This is a genomic window from Amycolatopsis thermalba (assembly GCF_023376025.1).
Lineage (GTDB): Bacteria > Actinomycetota > Actinomycetes > Mycobacteriales > Pseudonocardiaceae > Amycolatopsis_E > Amycolatopsis_E thermalba.
Genome location: NZ_CP091196.1, coordinates 1,978,388 through 1,996,691, shown reverse-complemented (window position 1 = coordinate 1,996,691; position 18,304 = coordinate 1,978,388). Strand labels below are relative to the sequence as shown.

The following is an 18,304-nucleotide window of genomic DNA, read 5'->3' as shown; positions in this document are numbered from 1 at the left end:
CCACTGGTGCGCTACCCTAGAGAACGAACGTTCTCCACGCAAGGACCGGGTGTGATGGACCACGACGAAGCACGGGCGAAGCTGCTCGACACGGCTGAGGAGCTGTTCTACGCGCGGGGTATCCAGGCGGTGGGCATGGACGCGATCCGGTCGGGGTCGGGCGTGTCGCTGAAGCGGTTGTACCAGTGCTTCCCGGCGAAGAGCGACCTCGTCGAGGCCTACCTGCGCCGCCGGGATGAGCGGTGGCGCAGGTCGCTCGCGGAGTACGTCGGGGCCCAGCCACCGGCCGAGGCGGTGCCGGCGGTGTTCGACTGGCTGCGGCAGTGGTTCAGCGAGGACGATTTCCGGGGGTGTGCGTTCATCAACTCCTTCGGCGAGCTCGGGGAGGGGGCGCCGGGGGTCGCGCGGGTGGTGCGGGAGCACAAGGACCTGGTGCGGGATTACCTGCGGACCGTGGCCGGTTCCGACGAGCTCGGCGACCAGATCTTCGCGCTACTCGAAGGCGCGACGGTGATCGCGGGCATCACCGGCGACCCCGGTGCGGCCGACAGAGCGAAGGCCGCGGCGGAGACCTTGGTGCGAGCCGCTTCCACGAGGTGAGAAGGCGTCTCGGGGCAGCCCGAGGCAGAGGTGACGGCAACCTGCCTAGACGAGCAGCACTGACGACAAGCGCCGATGGCCACCTGGCGAGGGGCCTGGGGGTTCACGTGGGCGTTCTTTCCCGGGGCGCCACCGGGAGCATCTTCGGTGGACACTGCCCGAAGACACCGCGCGGGGACTACCAGTTGCGTCGCGCCGTGGGGCAACTCGGCGGACATCATCGGAGGGACACTTCGGGAGCGACCACGACAAGCACCACTCAGGAGGCTACGCCTGAGGGGCTACGCCTCGATACGCCCCGCGCGGTGCCCCAAGCTGCACCGGCCGAGTGGTACCGGCCGACCGGGCCGGGCGAAGGGGCCGCCCGAAGGGCGCCGACCACACCTGCACTACCGGAGGGGTGCCGACCGTATCGGCGCCGCCCGAGTGGCGCCGCCCGAGTGGCACCGGCCGTACCGGCACCGCCCGTGGGGTCCTGCCCGAAGTGCGCTGGCCGCACCGGCACTGCCGGGGGCACCGGCCGCACCCGTGCCGCCCGACCGGCACCGCCCGAAGGGCGCTGCCGCAACGGCACTGCCTGAGCGGTGCCAGTGCGGCCAGAGTGGAACCGGCCGAGGGGCGTCGGCCGCACGGGCGCCTCCGAGGGGTGCCACCTAAGCGGGGCCGGTGAAGGCCCACCCCGAGAGGTACAGGCAGAGCCGTGCAGGGCGACGAGTCCGCCCGAGTGCTGCCTCCGGGGCGCCGCCTGCGCGGCCTCATGAGGAACCACCCGAGTCATGCATGCTGAGCGGTCCAAGCCCCGCGGCGTCGGCCGAACCGTGCCTAGGAGAGGTCCCGGCCGAACCCGTGCACGCCAAGCGATGCAGGCTGAACCGTGCTGCCCGAGCCCACGCAGGCCGAGGCGTGCAAGGGCAAGCCATGCTTAGCCGAGCCGTACGAAAGCCAGCCGTGCAGGCTGTGCGGGGCGAGGGCGATCCGTACAGGGTGCGTGGTGCCGTCCGAGCCGTACAGGCCAAGCTCTACAGGCCAAGCCTCGCGAAGGTCAGTCGCCGAAGCCCGAGCCGCGCGAAGGCCGGCCGTACGAGGCCGCGCCGTGCAAGGCCGCGTGCGGGCCGAGCCGTACGAGGACGAGCCGTCCGAATGCGAGGCATCCGAAGGCGAGCGGTGTGAGGGCGAGCAGCGCGAAGGCCAACCGTGCGAAGGCCAGCTGAGCCCTGCGGGGAGAGCGGCGCAAGGCCGAGCTGTGCGAAGACCAGCCGCGCGACGCCGAGCCGCGCGAAGTTGAGCCATGCGAAGGCGAGCCGCACGAAGGTGAGCCATCGGAAGGCCAGCCGTACGAGGGCGAGCCGTCCGAAGGCCAGCCGTATGAAGCCGAGCCGTGCTAGGGCGAGCCGCGCAGGCCGAGCCGTGTGAAGGCGAGGCGTACGGAGGCGAGTTGTGCGGAGGGAGCCGAGCAGGCTGAGCCGTGCTAGGGCGAGCCGCGCAGGCCGAGCCGTGCGCAGGCGAGGCGTGCGAGGGCGAGCCGCGCGAGGCCGAGCCATGCGAAGCCGAGCCGTGCGAGGGCGAGCCGTGCGAGGGCGAGCCGGCGCGGGCCGAGCTGTACGAGCCCGCGCGGGCCGAGCCGTCCGGAGGTGAGTTGTGCGAGGTGAGCGGCGCAAAGGCAAGCCGCGCGGAGGCGAGCCGTGCGAAGCCGAGCCATGCGAAGCCGAGCCATGCGAAGCCGAGCCATGCGAAGCCGAGCCATGCGAAGCGGAACCGTGGAAGGCGACCTGTGCGAAGGCGAGCCGTGCGAGGCCGAGCCGCGCGAGGCCGAGCCCGCCGCGCGAAGCCGAGCCGTGCGAAACGGAACCGTGGAAGGCGAGCCGTGCGAAGGCGAGCCGTGCGGGGGGTGAGTTGTGCAAGGGCGAGCCGTGCGGAGGTGAGTGTGCTGGGGTGAGTTGTGCTGGGGCGGGCGCGCGCCTGGGCGGGGTCGGCGCGCCCCAGGGTGGATTGGGCGTGCGCCAGGGCGGAGTGGGCGTGCGCCGGGGCGGAGTGGGCGCGCCCCAGGGTGGATTGGGCGTGCGCCGGGGCGGGGTGCGCGCGCCAGGGCGGGGTGGGCGTGCGCCGGGGCGGGGTGCGCGCGCCAAGGCGGAGTGGGCGCGCCCCAGGGTGGATTGGGCGCGCGCCAGGGCGGAGTGGGCGCGCCCCAGGGCGGAGTGGGCGCGCCCCAGGGTGGATTGGGCGTGCGCCGGGGCGGATTGGGCGTGCGCCGGGGCGGGGTGGGCGTGCGCCGGGGCGGGGTGGGCGTGCGCCAGGGCGGGCTGGGCGTGCGCCAGGGCGGGGTGCGCGCGCCAGGGCGGGCTGGGCATGCGCCAGGGCGGAGTGGGCGCGCGCCAGAGCGGGATTGGGCGTGCGCCGGGGTGGGGTGGGCGTGCGCCGGGGGTTGCCGTGGGGGCGTTACGGGAGCACCGCCGGTGGCGGGGGTGTCAGCTGAGCTTGCAGCTCGTCGTGGTAGGAGCCGACTCGGGCGTAGACTCCGGGCTTTCCTGGTTCGGCACAGCCTTCGCCCCAGGAGACCACTCCTACGACTCGTCCGGCGGCTACCAGCGGGCCTCCGGAGTCGCCCTGGCAGGTGTCCACTCCGCCCTGCGGGTAGCCGGCGCAGATCATCGCCTCGGGGGTGTACTGCTGGGGGTACGCCTTCGCACAGTAGTCGTCGCTCGTGATGGGGACCGTCGCCTTCAGCAGGACGTCCGACGAATCGCCCATCGGCTTCGTGTTGCCCCAGCCCAGGATCGTCGCCTCGGTGCCGGCCTGGTAGCCGGGGTCGTCCTTCCTCGCCAGGGGCAGCGGCTGCGCGGACAACGGCTGCGTCAGGGTCAGCACCGCGACGTCGTAGCCCTGCGTGGCGTCCCGGAACTGCGGATGCACCCACACGTGGGACACAGTGGACACCGTCCCGTCACGGCCGCTCAGCTGCGTCCGTCCACTCACGACCCGGAGCGCCGTCGGGCTCTCCCCCTGCGCGCAGTGCGCCGCTGTCAGCACCTTGGCCGCCGCGACCAGCGTGCCACCGCAGAACTGGAGGCCGGTGGCATCGGTCAGCGCCACGGTGAAGGGGTACTCCGCGATGTTCGCGGGCGTGCCCCCGACGATCCCCGGCTCCGCCTGCGCGGCCGGCACGCAGACACACGCGGCGACCACACTCACGAAAACCACGATCGAACGGGTGAAGCGGCGGACTACAGGGATCATTACCAGCTCCTTCGGCGCCCTGGTGAACGGTGTCGCAGTTCAGGATTGCGCTTTCGGAGGGTTCTACACATCTACCTAAAGGCAGAAATTTTCGGGGACGGGTCGGGCCCGGTAGGTGGAGCATACCTACCGGGCCCGAGTGTCCGCGCTGTCCGGCCACAGCCAGCGCGAGCCGGTTCTCCCCGTCAGGAGAGGGAAAACCGGGGTCTTTTCAGGAGATTCAGGCCAGATCCGTCAGGTAGCGCGCGTACGCGCCCGTGGTCAGGAAGCTCGGCAGCTTCTCACCCAGCGCGGTCTCGACGAAGATCTCCCGCGCATCGTCCAGTTTGGCCTCCGGACCCAGATCCGCCCGGACCGCGGCGAGCTCCTCGTCCAGCATGGACCGGACCAGCGAGTCGGTCACCGCCGTGCCGTCGTCGAGCTTCGTGCCGTTGCGGATCCACTGCCACACCTGCGCCCGCGCGATCTCCGCGGTCGCCGCGTCCTCCATCAGGCCGAAGATCGCCGCGGCGCCGGTGCCCCGCAACCACGAGTCCACATAGCGCAGAGTGACGTTGATGTTGGCCCGCAAACCCTTTTCGGTGACTTCACCGCCGGCGCTGGCCACGTTCAGCAGATCCTCGGCGGTCACCGAGACGTCGTCGCGCGTCCGGCCGAGCTGGTTCGGCCACCCGCCGAGCACCTCGTCGAACACCTCGCGGCAGACCGGGACCAGGCCGGGGTGCGCGACCCACGAACCGTCGAAGCCGTCGCGCGCCTCGCGCTCCTTGTCCTGCCGGACCTTCTCGAAGGCCAGCGCGTTCGCCGACGGGTCCTTGCTCGGGATGAACGCCGCCATCCCGCCGATCGCGTGCGCGCCGCGCTTGTGGCAGGTCTGGACCAGCAGCTCGGTGTAGGCCCGCATGAACGGCGCGGTCATCGTCACCTCGGCGCGGTCGGGCAGGACGAAGTCCGCACCGGCGTCGCCGAAGTTCTTGATGATCGAGAAGATGTAGTCCCACCGCCCGGCGTTCAGCCCGGCCGCGTGCTCACGCAGCTCGTACAGGATCTCGTCCATCTCGAACGCCGCGGTGATCGTCTCGATCAGCACCGTCGCCCGGATGGTGCCCTGCGGGATGCCCAGCTCCTGCTGCGCGAGGCGGAACACGTCGTTCCACAGCCGCGCCTCGTGGTGGTTCTCCAGCTTGGGCAGGTAGAAGTACGGCCCGCTGCCCCTCGCCAGCAGCTGGCGCGCGTTGTGGAACAGGTACAGCCCGAAGTCCACCAGGCTCGCCGAGACCGGGCGCCCGTCGATGCGCAGGTGCTTCTCGACCAGGTGCCAGCCGCGCGGCCGGACGACGATCGTCGCCGGGTTGTCGCAGATCGCGTACCGCTTGCCCGACCCGGTGGTGAAGTCGATGTCGCGCCGGATGGCGTCGAACAGGTTCAGCTGCCCGCCGACGATGTTCGACCAGGTCGGCGAGGTCGCGTCCTCGAAGTCGGCCAGCCACACCTTCGCGCCGGAGTTCAGCGCGTTCACGGTCATCTTGCGGTCGGTCGGGCCGGTGATCTCCACGCGCCGGTCCTCGAGGCCGGGCGCCGCGGGCGCCACCTGCCACGAGTCGTCGTTGCGGATCCAGCGGGTCTCCGGGCGGAAGTCGAGCACGTCCTCGCCGCTGGCGAGCTTCTCCCGCCGCAGCCGCCGCTCGTCCAGCAGCTCGCGCCGCCGTCCGGCGAACTCGTTGTCCAGCCGCGCGATGAAGGCCAGCGCCGCCGGGGTGAGGATCTCGTCGTACCGCTCGCCGGCCGGGCCGGCGACCTCGATCTGCGAGGTGAACCTGTGAGACATGGCAAGCCTTCCTGGAGGGGCCGCGAGGCGGCCAGGGCGAGCGCGCCCTGGCCGCTCGCGACTTCTTCTAGAACTGGGCTTCTTCGGTGGAACCGGTGAGCGCGGTGGTCGAGCTCTCCGGGTTCAGCGCGGTGCTGACCAGGTCGAACCAGCCGGTGCCCACCTCGCGCTGGTGCTTGGTGGCGGTGTAGCCCCGCTCCTCCGAAGCGAACTCGCGCTCCTGCAGGTCGACGTAGGCGGTCATGCCTTCGCGGGCGTAGCCGTGCGCAAGGTCGAACATCGAGTAGTTCAGGGCGTGGAAGCCGGCCAGCGTGATGAACTGGAACTTGTAGCCCATGTGGCCCAGCTCGCGCTGGAACTTCGCGATGGTCGCGTCGTCCAGGTGCTTGCGCCAGTTGAACGACGGCGAGCAGTTGTAGGCCAGCATCTGGTCCGGGTACTTCGCCTTGATCGCCTCGGCGTACTGGCGGGCGACCTCGAGGTCCGGCGTGGAGGTCTCCATCCACAGCAGGTCGGCGTACTCGGCGTAGGCCAGGCCGCGGTCGATGCACGGCTCGATGCCGTTGCGGACCTTGTAGAAGCCCTCGGAGGTGCGCTCGCCGGTGATGTACTTCTGGTCGCGCTCGTCGACGTCGCTGGTGATCAGCGTGGCGGCCTGCGCGTCGGTGCGGGCGACGACCAGCGTCGGCACGTTGAGCACGTCGGCGGCCAGGCGGGCCGCGTTCAGGGTGCGCTCGTGCTGCTTGGTCGGGATCAGCACCTTGCCGCCGAGGTGGCCGCACTTCTTCTCGGACGCGAGCTGGTCCTCCCAGTGCACACCGGCGGCGCCGGCCGCGATCATGCCCTTCATCAGCTCGAACGCGTTCAGCGGGCCGCCGAAGCCGGCCTCGGCGTCGGCGACGATCGGCGCGAACCAGTCGATGTCGGTGTTGCCCTCGGCCCAGTTGATCTGGTCGGCGCGGCCCAGCGCGTTGTTGATGCGGCGGACGACGGCCGGCACCGAGTTGGCCGGGTACAGGCTCTGGTCCGGGTAGGTCTGGCCCGCGAGGTTCGCGTCGGCCGCGACCTGCCAGCCGGACAGGTAGATGGCCTTGAGGCCGGCGCGCACCTGCTGGACGGCCTGGTTGCCGGTCAGCGCGCCGAGGGCGTGGACGTAGTCCTCGGTGTGCAGCAGGTTCCAGAGCTTCTCGGCGCCGCGGCGGGCCAGCGTGTGCTCCTCGACGACGCTGCCCCGCAGCTTCACCACGTCGGCCGCGCTGTAGGAGCGCTTGACACCCTTCCACCGGGGGTCCGACGCCCACTGCTGCTCGAGCTTCGCGGCTTCCTGCTGCAACTCGTTGGGCTGCTCTGCCATGGGAGTTCTCCACCTTTGCGAACTTTGCGATGACTCGCTTGCTTGCAACGACCATGACATGTGCTGCGCAAACACCGCCAGCGCTCCAATTTGCCAATTTCTGCAAATTTTGGCGTAGCATGTTGTGAAGGTTGTGAAACCAGGTTTCGCAGCCGCCGCAAAGTCCGGGGACTGAATCGGTCACGTGATCGGTGCGGTCGGGAAAAGCTCTTCGGAAAGGGCCTGTCGTGGAGAAGACTTTCGCCGGCGCGAAGCTGCGCCACCTGCGCGAGAGCCGGTCGATGAGCCAGGCTGACCTGGCCAGGTTGCTGGAAATCAGCCCCAGCTACCTCAACCAGATCGAGCACAACTCGCGTCCCTTGACCGTTCCAGTGCTGCTGCGCATCACCGAGGCGTTCGGGGTCGACACCGAGTTCTTCGCCAACAACGACACCAGCCGACTGGTCGCCGACGTGCGCGAAGCACTGCTCGACGAGTCGCTCGGCGTTGAGGCGACGACCAGCGAACTCAACGAGCTGGCCACCAACCTGCCGACCATCGCGCAGGCCCTGGTCCGGCTGCACCGCAGCTACCGGGCGGCGGTGGAGAGCACGGCCGCGCTGGTCACCGAGAACGGCATGGGCCCGCACGGCAGCGCCGCCGCGCCCCTGCCCCACGAGGAGGTCCGCGACTTCTTCTACGAGCGCGAGAACTACGTCGCCGAGCTGGACGAACGCGCCGAGCGGATGGCCGAGGACATCGGGCTGCGGCGCGGCGGCGTTCACAACACTTTGCTGGAGAGGCTGGCGAGCCACTACGGCGTGCAGGTGACCAGCGAGGGCATCGACGAGGCCGCCGGCCAGCAGCACCGCTACTCCCCCGATGCGAAGATCCTGCGGCTCGCGCCGAGCCTGCGCGTGGGCCAGCGGGCGTTCCGGATGGCTTCGCAGATCGCCCTGCTGGAGTACGACGACCTGATCACCGAGCTGGCCGACTCGTGGGCGTTCTCCGGCCCGGCGGCGCGGTCGCTGGCCCGCGTCGGCCTCGCCAACTACTTCGCCGGGGCGCTGATCCTGCCCTACGGCCCGTTCCTGTCCGCCGCGGAGAACTTCCGCTACGACATCGAGCGGCTGTGCGACCACTTCGGCGTCGGGTTCGAGACGGTGTGCCACCGGCTGTCGACCCTGCAGCGGCCCAAGCGGCGCGGGGTGCCGTTCTCGTTCGTGCGGGTGGACCGCGCGGGCAACATGTCGAAGCGGCAGTCGGCGGCCGGCTTCCACTTCTCCCGCGTCGGCGGGTCGTGCCCGCTGTGGAACGTCTACGAGGCGTTCAGCTCACCGGGCAAGATCCTCACCCAGATCGCGACCCTGCCGGACGGCAAGAGCTACTTCTGGATCGCGCGGACGGTCTCGCGCAACATCGGCGGCTACGGCAGCCCGGGCAAGATGTTCAGCGTCGGTCTCGGTTGCGAACTCCGGCACGCCGGGCGGCTCATCTACTCCACCGGCCTGGACCTGGACGCGAAGGCGGCCGCCACGCCGATCGGCATGGGCTGCAAGGTGTGCGAACGGCCGGCCTGCCCGCAGCGCGCGTTCCCGACGATCGGCAAGCAGCTCACGGTCGACGAGAACACCAGCACCTTCGTCCCGTACCCGGCGGTGCCCAAGGGATAGCGTGGGCGCATGACGACGCTCTTCCGGATCCTGGCCGTCAGCGGGAGCACGCGAGCGGGCTCGACCAACTCCGCGATGCTCGCCACCGCGCGGGCGGTCGCGCCGGAGGGCGCGGTCGTGGAGATCTACGACGGGCTGCGGTCGTTGCCGCACTTCGATCCGGACGACGACCGGGACCCGCTGCCGAACGCCGTCGCCGGCCTGCGCGGGCAGCTGAAGGAAGCGGACTCGGTGCTGTTCTGCACGCCGGAGTACGCGGGCGCGCTGCCCGGGTCGTTCAAGAACCTGCTCGACTGGGCGGTGGGCTCGGACGCGATGAGCGGCAAACCGGTGGCGTGGATCAACGTGTCGTCCTCGGTCACCGGCGCGGCCGGGGCGCACGAGTCGCTGCGGACCGTCCTGGGGTATCTGGGGACGCGGATCGTCGAGGACGCCTGCGTGCACATTCCCGTGCCGCGGGAGGCGATCGGCGCGGACGGCCTCATCGGGGACGAGACCATCCGGCAGCGGGTGCGGGAGGCGCTGACCGCGCTGGCGACCCGCTAGTGTCCTGAGTTATTAATTCGCGTGCAGTAGCGTGCGATGGAGTCAAGGATCTGGTCGGCGGTCTTGGTCCAGACGTAGGGCCGTGGTTCGTTGTTCCAGGTCTCGATCCATGCGCGGATGTCGCGATTGAGCGCGTGGACGCTGGTGTGGCTGCCGTGTTGGAGTTTTTTGGTCGTCAGCTCGGAAAACCAGCGTTCGACGAGGTTGAGCCAGGAACTCGAGGTCGGAGTGAAGTGCACGGTGAACCGCGGGTGAGCTGCCAGCCAGCGTTTGATCACCGGGGTCTTGTGGGTCGAGACGTTGTCCATAACCAGATGCACTGCCAGGTCCGCGGGTACTTCGTTGTCGATGGCGATCAAGAACTTCTTGAACTCGATCGCACGATGCCGCGCGTGCAGCCGGCCGATGACCTTGCCGGTGGCGATGTCCAGTGCGGCATACAGACTGGAGGTGCCGTGGCGGGTGTAGTCGTGCGTGGCACGCTGCGGCGTTCCCGGCATCATCGGCAGGATCGGGGCGGTGCGGTTGAGCGCCTGGATCTGGGACTTCTCGTCCACGCACAGCACCACCGCCCGCTCCGGCGGCGCGAGGTAAAGCCCGACCACGTCCTTGACCTTGTCCACGAACAACGGATCCTTGGACAACTTCCACGCCTCACGGCGATGCGGCTGCAGACCGAACGCATTCCAGATCCGGGTCACCGCGGTCTGGGTCAACCCGGACTCCGCAGCCATCGACCGGGTCGACCAGTGCGTCGCATTCGCCGGCGTGGACTCCAGCGTCTTGGTGATCACCGCCTCGACCTGCTCGTCGGTGATCGTGCGCGGGCGCCCCGGACGTGGCTCGTCGACCAGGCCGTCCAGTCGTTGGGCCACGAACCGGGAACGCCATTTCGCGACCATCGCGCGCCCGACGCCCAACTCCGCGGCGATCTCGCTGTTCGAGCCGCCCTCGGCGCACCGCAGCACGATCCGCGACCGCAACGCCAACGCCTGAGCCGTCTTCCGCCGCTGCACCCAGTTCCGCAACGTCTGTGCCTCATCAACGGACAAGGCCAACTCAGGCAGCTTCGGATTCGGCATGCCGCACCCTACAGCTGAACTCGAATTAACGACTCAGGACACTAGAGGGCGGGAGTGATCGGCCAGCGCGGGTGTGCAGGAAGGTGTAGCCGCCGCCGTCGCGGTGGCGCGGTAGCCTGCGGCCAGGACTTAGCCGGACCGGGCCGATCTTGTGCTCGCGACCTAGGTCGACGACCAGGGGACCAACCCGTGCTAGACCCTTGTGGCCAGCCCCTCGCCCACCGCCACCCTCAACGGAGCCGCTACGCGGCGCTAGCTTTGCTCGAGGGTCTTCTGCAGCGCCTTGTTCGCCTTGCGGGCCATGTCGGCGATGGCCTCGCGGCGTTCGGCGTCGGCTTCGTAGTCGGCGCGGCGGTCGCGCACCACGCGCGCCGGGGAGCCGACCGCGATGGCGTAGTCGGGGATGTCGCCGCGCACCACGGCGTGTGCGCCGAGGACGCAACCGCGGCCGACGCGGGTGCCGCGCAGCACCGAAACCTTCGTGCCGATCCAGGTGTCCGGCCCGATGCGGACCGGGGTCTTCACGATCCCCTGGTCCTTGATCGGCAGGTTGATGTCCGCCGTGATGTGGTCGAAGTCACAGATGTAGACCCAGTCGGCCACCAGGGTCGCCGCGCCGAGCTCGATGTCGAGGTAGCAGTTGATGACGTTCTGGCGCCCGAAGACGGCCTTGTTCCCGATGCGCAGCGAGCCCTCGTGGCAGCGGATCGCGTTGCCGTCGCCGATGTGCACCCAGCGCCCGATCTCCAGGCGGCCGTAACCGGGGCGGCAGTGGATCTCCACGTCCTTGCCGAGGAACACCATGCCGCGCAGGATGACGTGCGGGTTCGCCAGCCGGAACTTCAGCAGCCGCCAGTACCGCACCAGGTACCAGGGGGTGTAGGCGCGGTTGCGCAGGACCCAGCGCAGCGAATCGGCGGTCAGGAACTTCGCCTGACGAGGGTCGCGCCGGGCGCGGCGCCACGCCTGCACCCGGGACAGCACCGGCGATCCCCACATCGATGTCATAGGTTGACAGTATGCCGACACCGTTGATCATCGATACCGACCCGGGCGTGGACGACGCCTTCGCGATCGCGCTGGCGGCGCTGAGCGAGGACGTCGACCTGCTGGGGGTCACGACGGTCTTCGGCAACGTCCCGCTCGAAGCGACCACCCGCAACGCGCGCCGCGTGCTGGCGCTGTGCGGGCGCGCGGACGTGCCGGTGGCGGCCGGGGCCGCGCGGCCGCTGGTGCACGCCCAGCTGCACCGCGCCAGCCACGTGCACGGGTCGGACGGGTTGTCCGGACGCTCGGCCGCGCTGCCCGAGCCGGGCCGGGCGCTGGAGCCGGGCGGTGCGATGAGCCTGCTGGTGTCGTTGCTGGAGGCCGCCGACGAGCCGGTGACGATCGCGCCGATCGGGCCGCTGACGAACATCGCGCTGCTGCTCGCCGCGCACCCCGAGGTGCGGGAGAAGATCGGCCGCATCGTCGTCATGGGCGGCGGGCTGGCCGGCGGCAACACGACGGGTGCGGCGGAGTTCAACATCTGGAGCGACCCGGAGGCGGCGCGGCGGGTGCTGGTCGAGGAGACCGTGCCGTGCGTGCTGGTGCCGATGGACCTGACCTACCGGTGCGCGGTGGACCGCACGTGGCTGGGCAAGCTGGCCGCGTCCGGGCCGATCGGCGCCGCACTGGAGGCGCTGACACCGGACTACGTCGCGCACTACCGCAAGGCCCTCGGGTGGGACGGCGTGGTGCTGCACGACGCGGTCGCCGTCGCGGAGGCGATCCGGCCGGGCATCCTGCGGACCGAGACCTACCCGGTCGAGGTGGAGTGCTCGCTGGGCCCGGCCCGCGGCGCCACGCTGGTCGACCGGCGCCGGCAGGCCCTGCGCGAGGACGCGGAAGGCGATGTGGCGCCCGGCCGGATCGAGGTCGCGGTGGACACCGAGCTGGAGGGGCTGCGGGCCTTCATCCTGGAGCGGCTGGCGCGCGGCTGAAGCCGGTCAGTGCGCGAGCCTCGCCCTGGCCTCTTCGGTGAGCGGCGCGAAGAAGTTGACCAGGTTGCCGTCGGGGTCGCGGAACAGCAGCGACCGGTTGCCCCACGGCATCGTCGTCGGCTTCTGCACGATCTCGGGGACGACCGCCAGCGCCGTCAGCCGTTCGTACGCCCGGTCCACGTCCTCGACGAGGAACTCCAGGATCGCGCTCCGGTTCGACTCGGGCACGGCCGCCCCGGGGCTGAACAGCGCCATCGTCTCGGCGCCGCCGATCGCCAGCGTGCACGAAGATCCGGCGAACTCGGCGAACTGCTCGGCGAGCCACCGCGCCCGGAGGCCGGTCACCTGCTCGTAGAACTCGGCGAGGCGGGCGACGTCGTCGGTGATGACGCGGACGGAGAGAAGCTGCACGGCGGGTTCCTTTCTGCGGAGGGACACCGGCCACGCTAGAGGCGATAGTGGACAGGATCCGCCCGGTATTGCGAGGATCTTCGGGTGACCCGGCCGATCGCCCGAGTGCTGGCCCTGCTGGAGATCCTCCAGAGCGGTGGGACCCGGACCGTCGCCGAGCTCGCCGGGCGGCTCGACGTCGACGAGCGCACCGTCCGCCGCTACGTCGATCACCTCCGCGACCTCGACGTCCCGGTCCGCGCGGTGCGCGGACGGCACGGCGGATACCGGCTGTCGCCCGGCTACCGGATGCCCCCGCTGATGCTCACCGACGAGGAGGCGCTCGCCGTCCTGCTCGGTCTGGTCGCGGGGCGGCGAGCCGGCCTGATCACCACGTCGGTCGCGGCCGCCGAGAGCGCGGTCGCGAAGATCCGGCGGGTGCTGCCCGACGCCGTCGGGCAGCGGCTCGACGCGCTGCTGGAGATCGCCGGCTTCACCGCGCCCCCACGACCGGCGCTCACGGCGGAGGCCGGGGTGCTGCTCACCGTGGCGGAGGCGGCGCGGGATCGCCGGCCGCTCGAAATCGCTTACACCGCGGGCCATGGCGGCGCCAGCGAACGCGTCGTCCACCCGTACGGGGTGGTGGCGCACTCCGGGCGGTGGTACCTGAGCGGCTTCGACTCCGCCGGCGGGCAGGTGCGCACGTTCCGGATCGACCGGATCAGGACCGTCGAAATCGGCGCCGGAACATTCGACGTGCCGGCGGGATTCGACCCTGCCGAGCGGGTGCTCAGCGCCCTCGCCGAGACGCCGTACGAGCACGAGGTGTCCGTGCGGATCCGCTCGGCGCCCGAACGGATCCGCTCCGTCTTCCCGCCGTCCGTCGCGTCGCTGGAGACGATCACCGGCGGCGAGCCCTGGGTGCGGGCCCGGATCCGGGCGCAGCGGCTCGACTGGATACCGCCCCTGCTCGCGGCGCTCGACCAGCCGTTCGTCGTCGAGCAGCCCGGCGCGCTCCGCGACCTGGTCCGGGCACTGGCAGAAAGGCTGGCCCGCCATGCCGCGGACGGCTGATCACCAGGGGTGCGCGGGGTGCGGGATGCGCACGGCGGCCAGGCGCTTGTTCCGGGCGGAAACGCTTTCCCCGGCCTTGGACACGCTCGTGCAGCGCGGATAGCTCAGCTGCGGGTCGGGGTCGAGGATCTTCTCGCACGTGACGGAGTGCTCGACCGCGCCCACGAAGAACCGCAGGCTCGTCCCCGGCCGCACCAGCACGTGCGACAACCGCACGTCGTGCTCGTCGCGGTCCTCGCCCAGGCCGAAGAACGGGTCGGCGTACCGCACACCGTCGGCCTCGAAGTGGTGCTCCTCGCCGTCCGCGTCGAGCGCCTCGGCGAGCACGCCGAGCGTCACGCTCGCCGGGATCACCAATCGCCACCACTGCGGCGGCTTCCGGCCGGTCACGGTGATCTTCAGCTGGTACACGGTCAGCCGCACCGACTCGGCGAACGCCCGCAGCTCACGGCGCAACGCCGTCGCCTCGGGCTCCAGCGCGTCGAGCCCGCCGCGGTCGCGTACGTAGTGGTACGCCTCCTCGACCCCGCTGCGCTCCCGCGCGGACAACGCGTACTCGGTGACCAGCCGCCGCCGCTCCGCTCCGGACAACCCCGGGCCCTCGTCCCACATCTCCAGCATCGCCGCGGCGTGCGGGCGCACGTTGCGGTAACTCAGCGCGACGTGCCAGGCCGGCAGCACCTCGTCGCCGAAACCGGCGACCACCTCGATGGCCGCCACGCGCTCGACCGGTGACGCGAACTCCGCGGCGTGCAGCAGTTGCGCGGCGCCGTCCACCGGGCGCCTGCCCTCGAACCAGCGCAGTGCCTGGTGCCACGCCTCGTCGGCGGGCAGCGGCGCGAGACGGCCCAGCAGCTGCGCGGCGCGCAGCTCGGGCGTGACCGGCCGCGGTTCACGAGCGGCCCACTCGTCTAGCGCCCACTGGCCCAGCGGCGTGACCTTCCGGTCGCCGTCCAGCGCGCCGAACTCGGTGAGCACGTCCAGTGCGGCGTCGAGCGGGAACAGTTCCGCGCCACCGAAACTCGAAGCGACCGCGTCGCCGTCCTCGCTGCCCTTGAGCAGCCGGTGCACCGAGAACACCAGGTCGTCCAGCAGCGGGCCGTTGGCCAGCGCGGTCAGCACCGCCCGGCACAACGCGAACGCGCCACGACGGCGTGGATCGGCCGACTCGGCCCGCAGGACCGCGTCGAGGCCCTTGAGCCACAGCTGCGCCGGATCGTCGTGCGGCGGGCGCGCGACCGCCTCCGCGACACCGACCTCGATCAGCCCCGCGCCTTCCGCGGCCACCCACGGCCGGTGGATCGTGACGACGTCCGCGGCCGAGCGGACCTTCTCCCCCACCTCGACGCCCAGCGCCCCGGCGACCGAGGGAACGTCGGCGGGCCGCAGAACTCCTTTGGGGGTAACGGGTCTCCCGTCGCCGACCCAGCTCGCCAGGGCCCTCGTCCGGGACAGCGCGGGGCACTGACTCGCCAATGTGGAGATTCCGGTACTCACCCGCAGGACTTTAGCGAGCAGGCCCCGCCACCCGGACGGGTGTTTCCGTCCACAGTAGAGATGTCGACAAGTCGATCATGCGCGATGGGCTGAGCTCTGGTCACCAGCGGCGGGACGCACGTGTGGCTCGACGCCGGCCGGGCACCCTCGCCGAGCTGCGCCGCCACACCGGCCTGGACCGGCTCGCCGCCATCTGGATCTCGCACCTGCTCACCGCGTACTACGGCGCCCTGTTCGCCGACCTCGAACTGGTCGCGCCGATCCCGCTGTTCGGCCCACCCGGGATCACCGGCAGGCTGGCGGACTTCCCGACCAACCGAGATCGGGCCGATACGTTCACCGCCACGGCCGTCGAGCACGGCATGCCGGCGTTCGGCGTGCGGATCGAGGCGGGCGCGGCGTCGCTGGCCTACTCCGGGGACACCGCGCCCTGCCCCGCGGTGGCGGCGCCGGCCAAGAACTGCGACGCGCTGCTGTGCGAGGTGGACGGCCCGGTCGCCTACGCCGCTCCCGGCGCGGTCTTCCACCTGCCCTAATCGAGGTCGACGCGCACCGTCAGCAGCGCGATCCCCAGGCGGCGCACGATCATGCTGTTGCCCGCCGGCAGTTTCTTCAGCCGCTCGTGCGGGTCGTCGCCGGGCAGGAGGTGGGCGGTGCCGGTGCGCCAGACGCGGCCCAGCCGCACGCGCACCTTCGGGTTGGCCTCGATGTTGCGGATGTAGGACGCCCGCCGCCCGTCGCCGGAGACGAACCAGAAGGCGCCGTCGACGACCTTCCCGCCGACCGGAGTGTGCCGGGGCTGACCGGTGCGCCTGCCGATCGTTTCGAGGACCACCTGGCCGGGCAGGCGCTTCGCCAGCGGGTTGACCAGCCGGTGGAACGCGTCGGCCGCGCGCTTCTTGCGATCAGGATTCACCCTTCACGAATACTCCGCTTCCTCCGGAAAGCGAAATTAGTGAGCGTTGCTAATAGCTCCGAGTCAGAGCTACCTTGGCGGACGTGCGAGAACTGGCCGAGAACCTGATGACGACCACGGCCGCGCTGCGGCGGGTCGTCCGGCGGCGCGTGCGGGACACGCTGCCGCACGCGCCCCTGCGTCCGGCGCAGATCGAACTGCTCCGCGTGGTCGAGAAACACCCCGGCATCGGCGTCGCCGCCGCCGCGCGTGCCCTGCACCTGGCCGGCAATTCGGTCAGCTCGCTGGTCAACCAGCTCGTCGACGCCGGACTGCTGGACCGGCGGATCGATCCCGGCGACCGCCGGGCCGCGCGGCTGGAGCTGACCGGCCCGGCGCGGGACCGGCTGGCGAACTGGCGGCGCACCCGCACCGAGTTCGTGACCTCGGCGATCGCGTGCCTGCCGGCCGGGGACCGCGACGCGCTCGAAGCCGCGCTGCCCGCGCTCGACCGGCTGATCGCCGCGATCCAGGAGGGGAAATGACCACACCCGCGGTGCGCTGCACCGGGCTCCGGCACGCCTTCGGTGACGCGGTCGCCGTCGACGGCGTCGACCTGGAGATCCCGGCGGGCCAGGTCTTCGGGCTGCTCGGCCCCAACGGCGCGGGCAAGACCACCGCCATCCGCATGATCACCACGCTGCTGCCGGTCAAGGCCGGCGCGATCGAGGTGTTCGGCCTCGACGCCACGCACCGGAAGATGCGCGTGCGGCGGCTGATCGGCTATGTGCCGCAACAACTTTCCGCCGACGGCTCGCTCAGCGGGCGGGAGAACGTGGCGCTGTTCGCCCGCCTCTTCGACGTCCCGCGACGCGAGCGCGCCGAGCAGGTCGAGACCGCACTCGGCGCCGTGGGCCTGCTGGACGACGCCGACCGCACGGCCGCGACCTACTCCGGCGGCATGATCCGCCGCCTCGAACTGGCGCAGGCGCTGGTCAGCGCGCCCCGGCTGCTGATACTCGACGAGCCGACCATCGGGCTCGACCCGGTCGCCCGCACCGGCGTGTGGGAGCGCATCGAACAGGTCCGCGCCGAGACCGGCATGACCGTGCTGGTGACCACGCACTACATGGACGAGGCCGAGCAGCACTGCGACCAGGTCGCGCTCATGCACCGCGGCCGGATCCGCGCGCAGGGCAGCCCGGCGGAGCTCCGGGCCCGGCTGGGGCCGGAGTCCACTCTGGACGATGTCTTCCGGGCGGTCACCGGTGACGCGTTCGACGACGCCGACAAGGGAGGGATGCGCGATGTCCGCGCCGCTCGCCGCACCGCACGCCGCCTGGGCTGACCCGCGGCCGGTCCGCCGCCTGCTGTCCAGGGTGGGCACGATGTGCCTGGTGGAGCTGCAGAAGCTGCGCCGCGACCGCTCCGAACTCATCACCCGCGCGATCCAGCCCGCGCTGTGGCTGCTGATCTTCGGCGAGACCTTCACCCGGCTGCGCGCGATCCCCACCGGGGACACGCCTTACCTGGACTTCCTCGCCCCCGGCATCCTCGCGCAGTCCGCGTTGTTCATCGCGATCTTCTACGGCATCCAGATCATCTGGGAACGCGACGCCGGTGTGCTCGGCAAGCTGCTCGTCACGCCGACCCCGCGCGCCGCGCTGGTCACCGGCAAGGCGTTCGCGGCCGGGGTGCGGGCGTTCGCGCAGGCGGTGATCGTGCTGATCCTCGCGGCGGTCCTCGGCGTCGGCCTCACCGCGAACCCGCTGAAGCTGCTCGGCGCCGCGCTCACCGTGGTGCTCGGCTCGGCGTTCTTCTGCTGCCTGTCGATCGTGATCGCCGGGCTCGTGCTGTCCCGCGAACGGCTGATGGGCATCGGGCAGGCGATCACGATGCCGTTGTTCTTCGGGTCCAACGCGCTCTACCCGGTGGATCTGATGCCCGATTGGCTGCGCGTGCTCAGCCACGTCAACCCGCTCAGTTACGAGGTGGACGCGCTGCGCGGGCTGCTGATCGGCACCCCCTCCCACGTCTGGGTGGACTCCGGGGTGCTCGCCGCTTCCGCCGCGATCGCCATCGGGGTCGCGTCCGCCCTGCTCGGGCGGCTGGTCCGGTGAGTTTGCCCGATTCCACCACCGGGTAACCCGTCGGGCACATCACGCAACCG

At 71.0% G+C, this 18,304-nt stretch carries 17 protein-coding genes; 9 read left to right on the top strand and 8 right to left on the bottom strand.

Annotated features, from left to right (window positions below; all coding sequences use genetic code 11):
• Nucleotides 1-54: 54 nt before the first annotated feature.
• Nucleotides 55-600 carry a TetR/AcrR family transcriptional regulator gene (locus L1857_RS09845; RefSeq protein WP_094007448.1) on the top strand — a complete coding sequence of 182 codons (546 nt, stop codon included), beginning with the start codon at nucleotides 55-57 and terminating at the stop codon, nucleotides 598-600.
• A 2,436-nt stretch (nucleotides 601-3,036) separates the two neighbouring features.
• On the opposite strand, the gene L1857_RS09840 is transcribed toward L1857_RS09845, so the two are convergent.
• The 3 genes from L1857_RS09840 to aceA all read right to left on the bottom strand — a co-directional run bounded on the left by L1857_RS09840 (nucleotide 3,037) and on the right by aceA (nucleotide 7,016).
• Entirely contained in the window at nucleotides 3,037-3,834 is a 798-nt protein-coding gene (locus L1857_RS09840; protein ID WP_094009013.1) for a S1 family peptidase, read from the bottom strand.
• Nucleotides 3,835-4,054: 220 nt separating this feature from the next.
• On the bottom strand, nucleotides 4,055-5,662 hold the full coding sequence (aceB, locus tag L1857_RS09835; protein WP_116115453.1) for a malate synthase A: 1,608 nt from the start codon (nucleotides 5,660-5,662) through the stop codon (nucleotides 4,055-4,057).
• Nucleotides 5,663-5,729: 67 nt separating this feature from the next.
• On the bottom strand, nucleotides 5,730-7,016 hold the full coding sequence (gene aceA / locus L1857_RS09830) for an isocitrate lyase (RefSeq protein ID WP_094009011.1): 1,287 nt from the start codon (nucleotides 7,014-7,016) through the stop codon (nucleotides 5,730-5,732).
• 227 nt (nucleotides 7,017-7,243) lie between these two features.
• Between aceA and L1857_RS09825 the strand changes: the two genes are divergently transcribed.
• Nucleotides 7,244-8,668, top strand: a complete 1,425-nt coding sequence (locus L1857_RS09825) for a short-chain fatty acyl-CoA regulator family protein (RefSeq protein WP_116115451.1) — start codon at nucleotides 7,244-7,246, stop codon at nucleotides 8,666-8,668.
• Between the two features lie 9 nt (nucleotides 8,669-8,677).
• On the top strand, nucleotides 8,678-9,214 hold the full coding sequence (locus L1857_RS09820) for an NADPH-dependent FMN reductase (RefSeq protein ID WP_116115449.1): 537 nt from the start codon (nucleotides 8,678-8,680) through the stop codon (nucleotides 9,212-9,214).
• Here the strand turns inward: L1857_RS09820 and L1857_RS09815 are convergent.
• Entirely contained in the window at nucleotides 9,211-10,296 is a 1,086-nt protein-coding gene (locus L1857_RS09815) for an IS630 family transposase (protein WP_094009240.1), read from the bottom strand. The genes L1857_RS09820 and L1857_RS09815 overlap by 4 nt on opposite strands.
• Nucleotides 10,297-10,548: 252 nt before the next feature.
• Nucleotides 10,549-11,304, bottom strand: a complete 756-nt coding sequence (locus L1857_RS09810) for an acyltransferase (protein ID WP_116113472.1) — start codon at nucleotides 11,302-11,304, stop codon at nucleotides 10,549-10,551.
• An 11-nt stretch (nucleotides 11,305-11,315) separates the two neighbouring features.
• On the opposite strand from L1857_RS09810, the gene L1857_RS09805 reads away from it, so the two are divergent.
• Nucleotides 11,316-12,278: a nucleoside hydrolase gene (locus L1857_RS09805; RefSeq protein WP_094009007.1), complete on the top strand. Its 963-nt coding sequence runs from the start codon at nucleotides 11,316-11,318 to the stop codon at nucleotides 12,276-12,278.
• A gap of 6 nt (nucleotides 12,279-12,284) precedes the next feature.
• Here the strand turns inward: L1857_RS09805 and L1857_RS09800 are convergent, their stop codons facing one another.
• The gene (locus tag L1857_RS09800; RefSeq protein WP_116113475.1) at nucleotides 12,285-12,689 is read right to left on the bottom strand and encodes a VOC family protein; all 405 of its coding nucleotides are present in this window, start codon (nucleotides 12,687-12,689) and stop codon (nucleotides 12,285-12,287) included.
• Between the two features lie 84 nt (nucleotides 12,690-12,773).
• Here L1857_RS09800 and L1857_RS09795 point away from each other — a divergent pair, with 84 nt between their 5' ends.
• Complete coding sequence (locus tag L1857_RS09795) at nucleotides 12,774-13,742, top strand: helix-turn-helix transcriptional regulator (RefSeq protein WP_198958401.1); 969 nt, start codon at nucleotides 12,774-12,776, stop codon at nucleotides 13,740-13,742.
• Here L1857_RS09795 and L1857_RS09790 read toward each other — a convergent pair whose 3' ends face one another.
• Complete coding sequence (locus L1857_RS09790) at nucleotides 13,743-15,239, bottom strand: plasmid pRiA4b ORF-3 family protein (protein ID WP_249464889.1); 1,497 nt, start codon at nucleotides 15,237-15,239, stop codon at nucleotides 13,743-13,745. It abuts the gene before it with no gap.
• A 122-nt stretch (nucleotides 15,240-15,361) separates the two neighbouring features.
• Here L1857_RS09790 and L1857_RS09785 point away from each other — a divergent pair, with 122 nt between their 5' ends.
• Entirely contained in the window at nucleotides 15,362-15,775 is a 414-nt protein-coding gene (locus L1857_RS09785) for an MBL fold metallo-hydrolase (RefSeq protein WP_249464887.1), read from the top strand.
• Here the strand turns inward: L1857_RS09785 and L1857_RS09780 are convergent.
• The gene (locus tag L1857_RS09780) at nucleotides 15,772-16,155 is read right to left on the bottom strand and encodes a nitroreductase/quinone reductase family protein (protein ID WP_116113478.1); all 384 of its coding nucleotides are present in this window, start codon (nucleotides 16,153-16,155) and stop codon (nucleotides 15,772-15,774) included. The genes L1857_RS09785 and L1857_RS09780 overlap by 4 nt on opposite strands.
• Nucleotides 16,156-16,238: 83 nt before the next feature.
• Here L1857_RS09780 and L1857_RS09775 point away from each other — a divergent pair, with 83 nt between their 5' ends.
• The 3 genes from L1857_RS09775 to L1857_RS09765 are packed head-to-tail and all read left to right on the top strand — an operon-like array spanning nucleotide 16,239 to nucleotide 18,254.
• Nucleotides 16,239-16,679, top strand: coding sequence for a MarR family winged helix-turn-helix transcriptional regulator (locus L1857_RS09775; protein ID WP_429727749.1), 441 nt, complete (start codon nucleotides 16,239-16,241; stop codon nucleotides 16,677-16,679).
• Nucleotides 16,676-17,482 (top strand): ABC transporter ATP-binding protein, encoded by an 807-nt coding sequence (locus L1857_RS09770; RefSeq protein WP_116113484.1) that lies wholly within the window; start codon nucleotides 16,676-16,678, stop codon nucleotides 17,480-17,482. Before L1857_RS09775 ends, L1857_RS09770 begins: the two co-directional genes overlap by 4 nt.
• Nucleotides 17,442-18,254: an ABC transporter permease gene (locus L1857_RS09765; protein ID WP_094009002.1), complete on the top strand. Its 813-nt coding sequence runs from the start codon at nucleotides 17,442-17,444 to the stop codon at nucleotides 18,252-18,254. Before L1857_RS09770 ends, L1857_RS09765 begins: the two co-directional genes overlap by 41 nt.
• Nucleotides 18,255-18,304 lie beyond the last annotated feature (50 nt).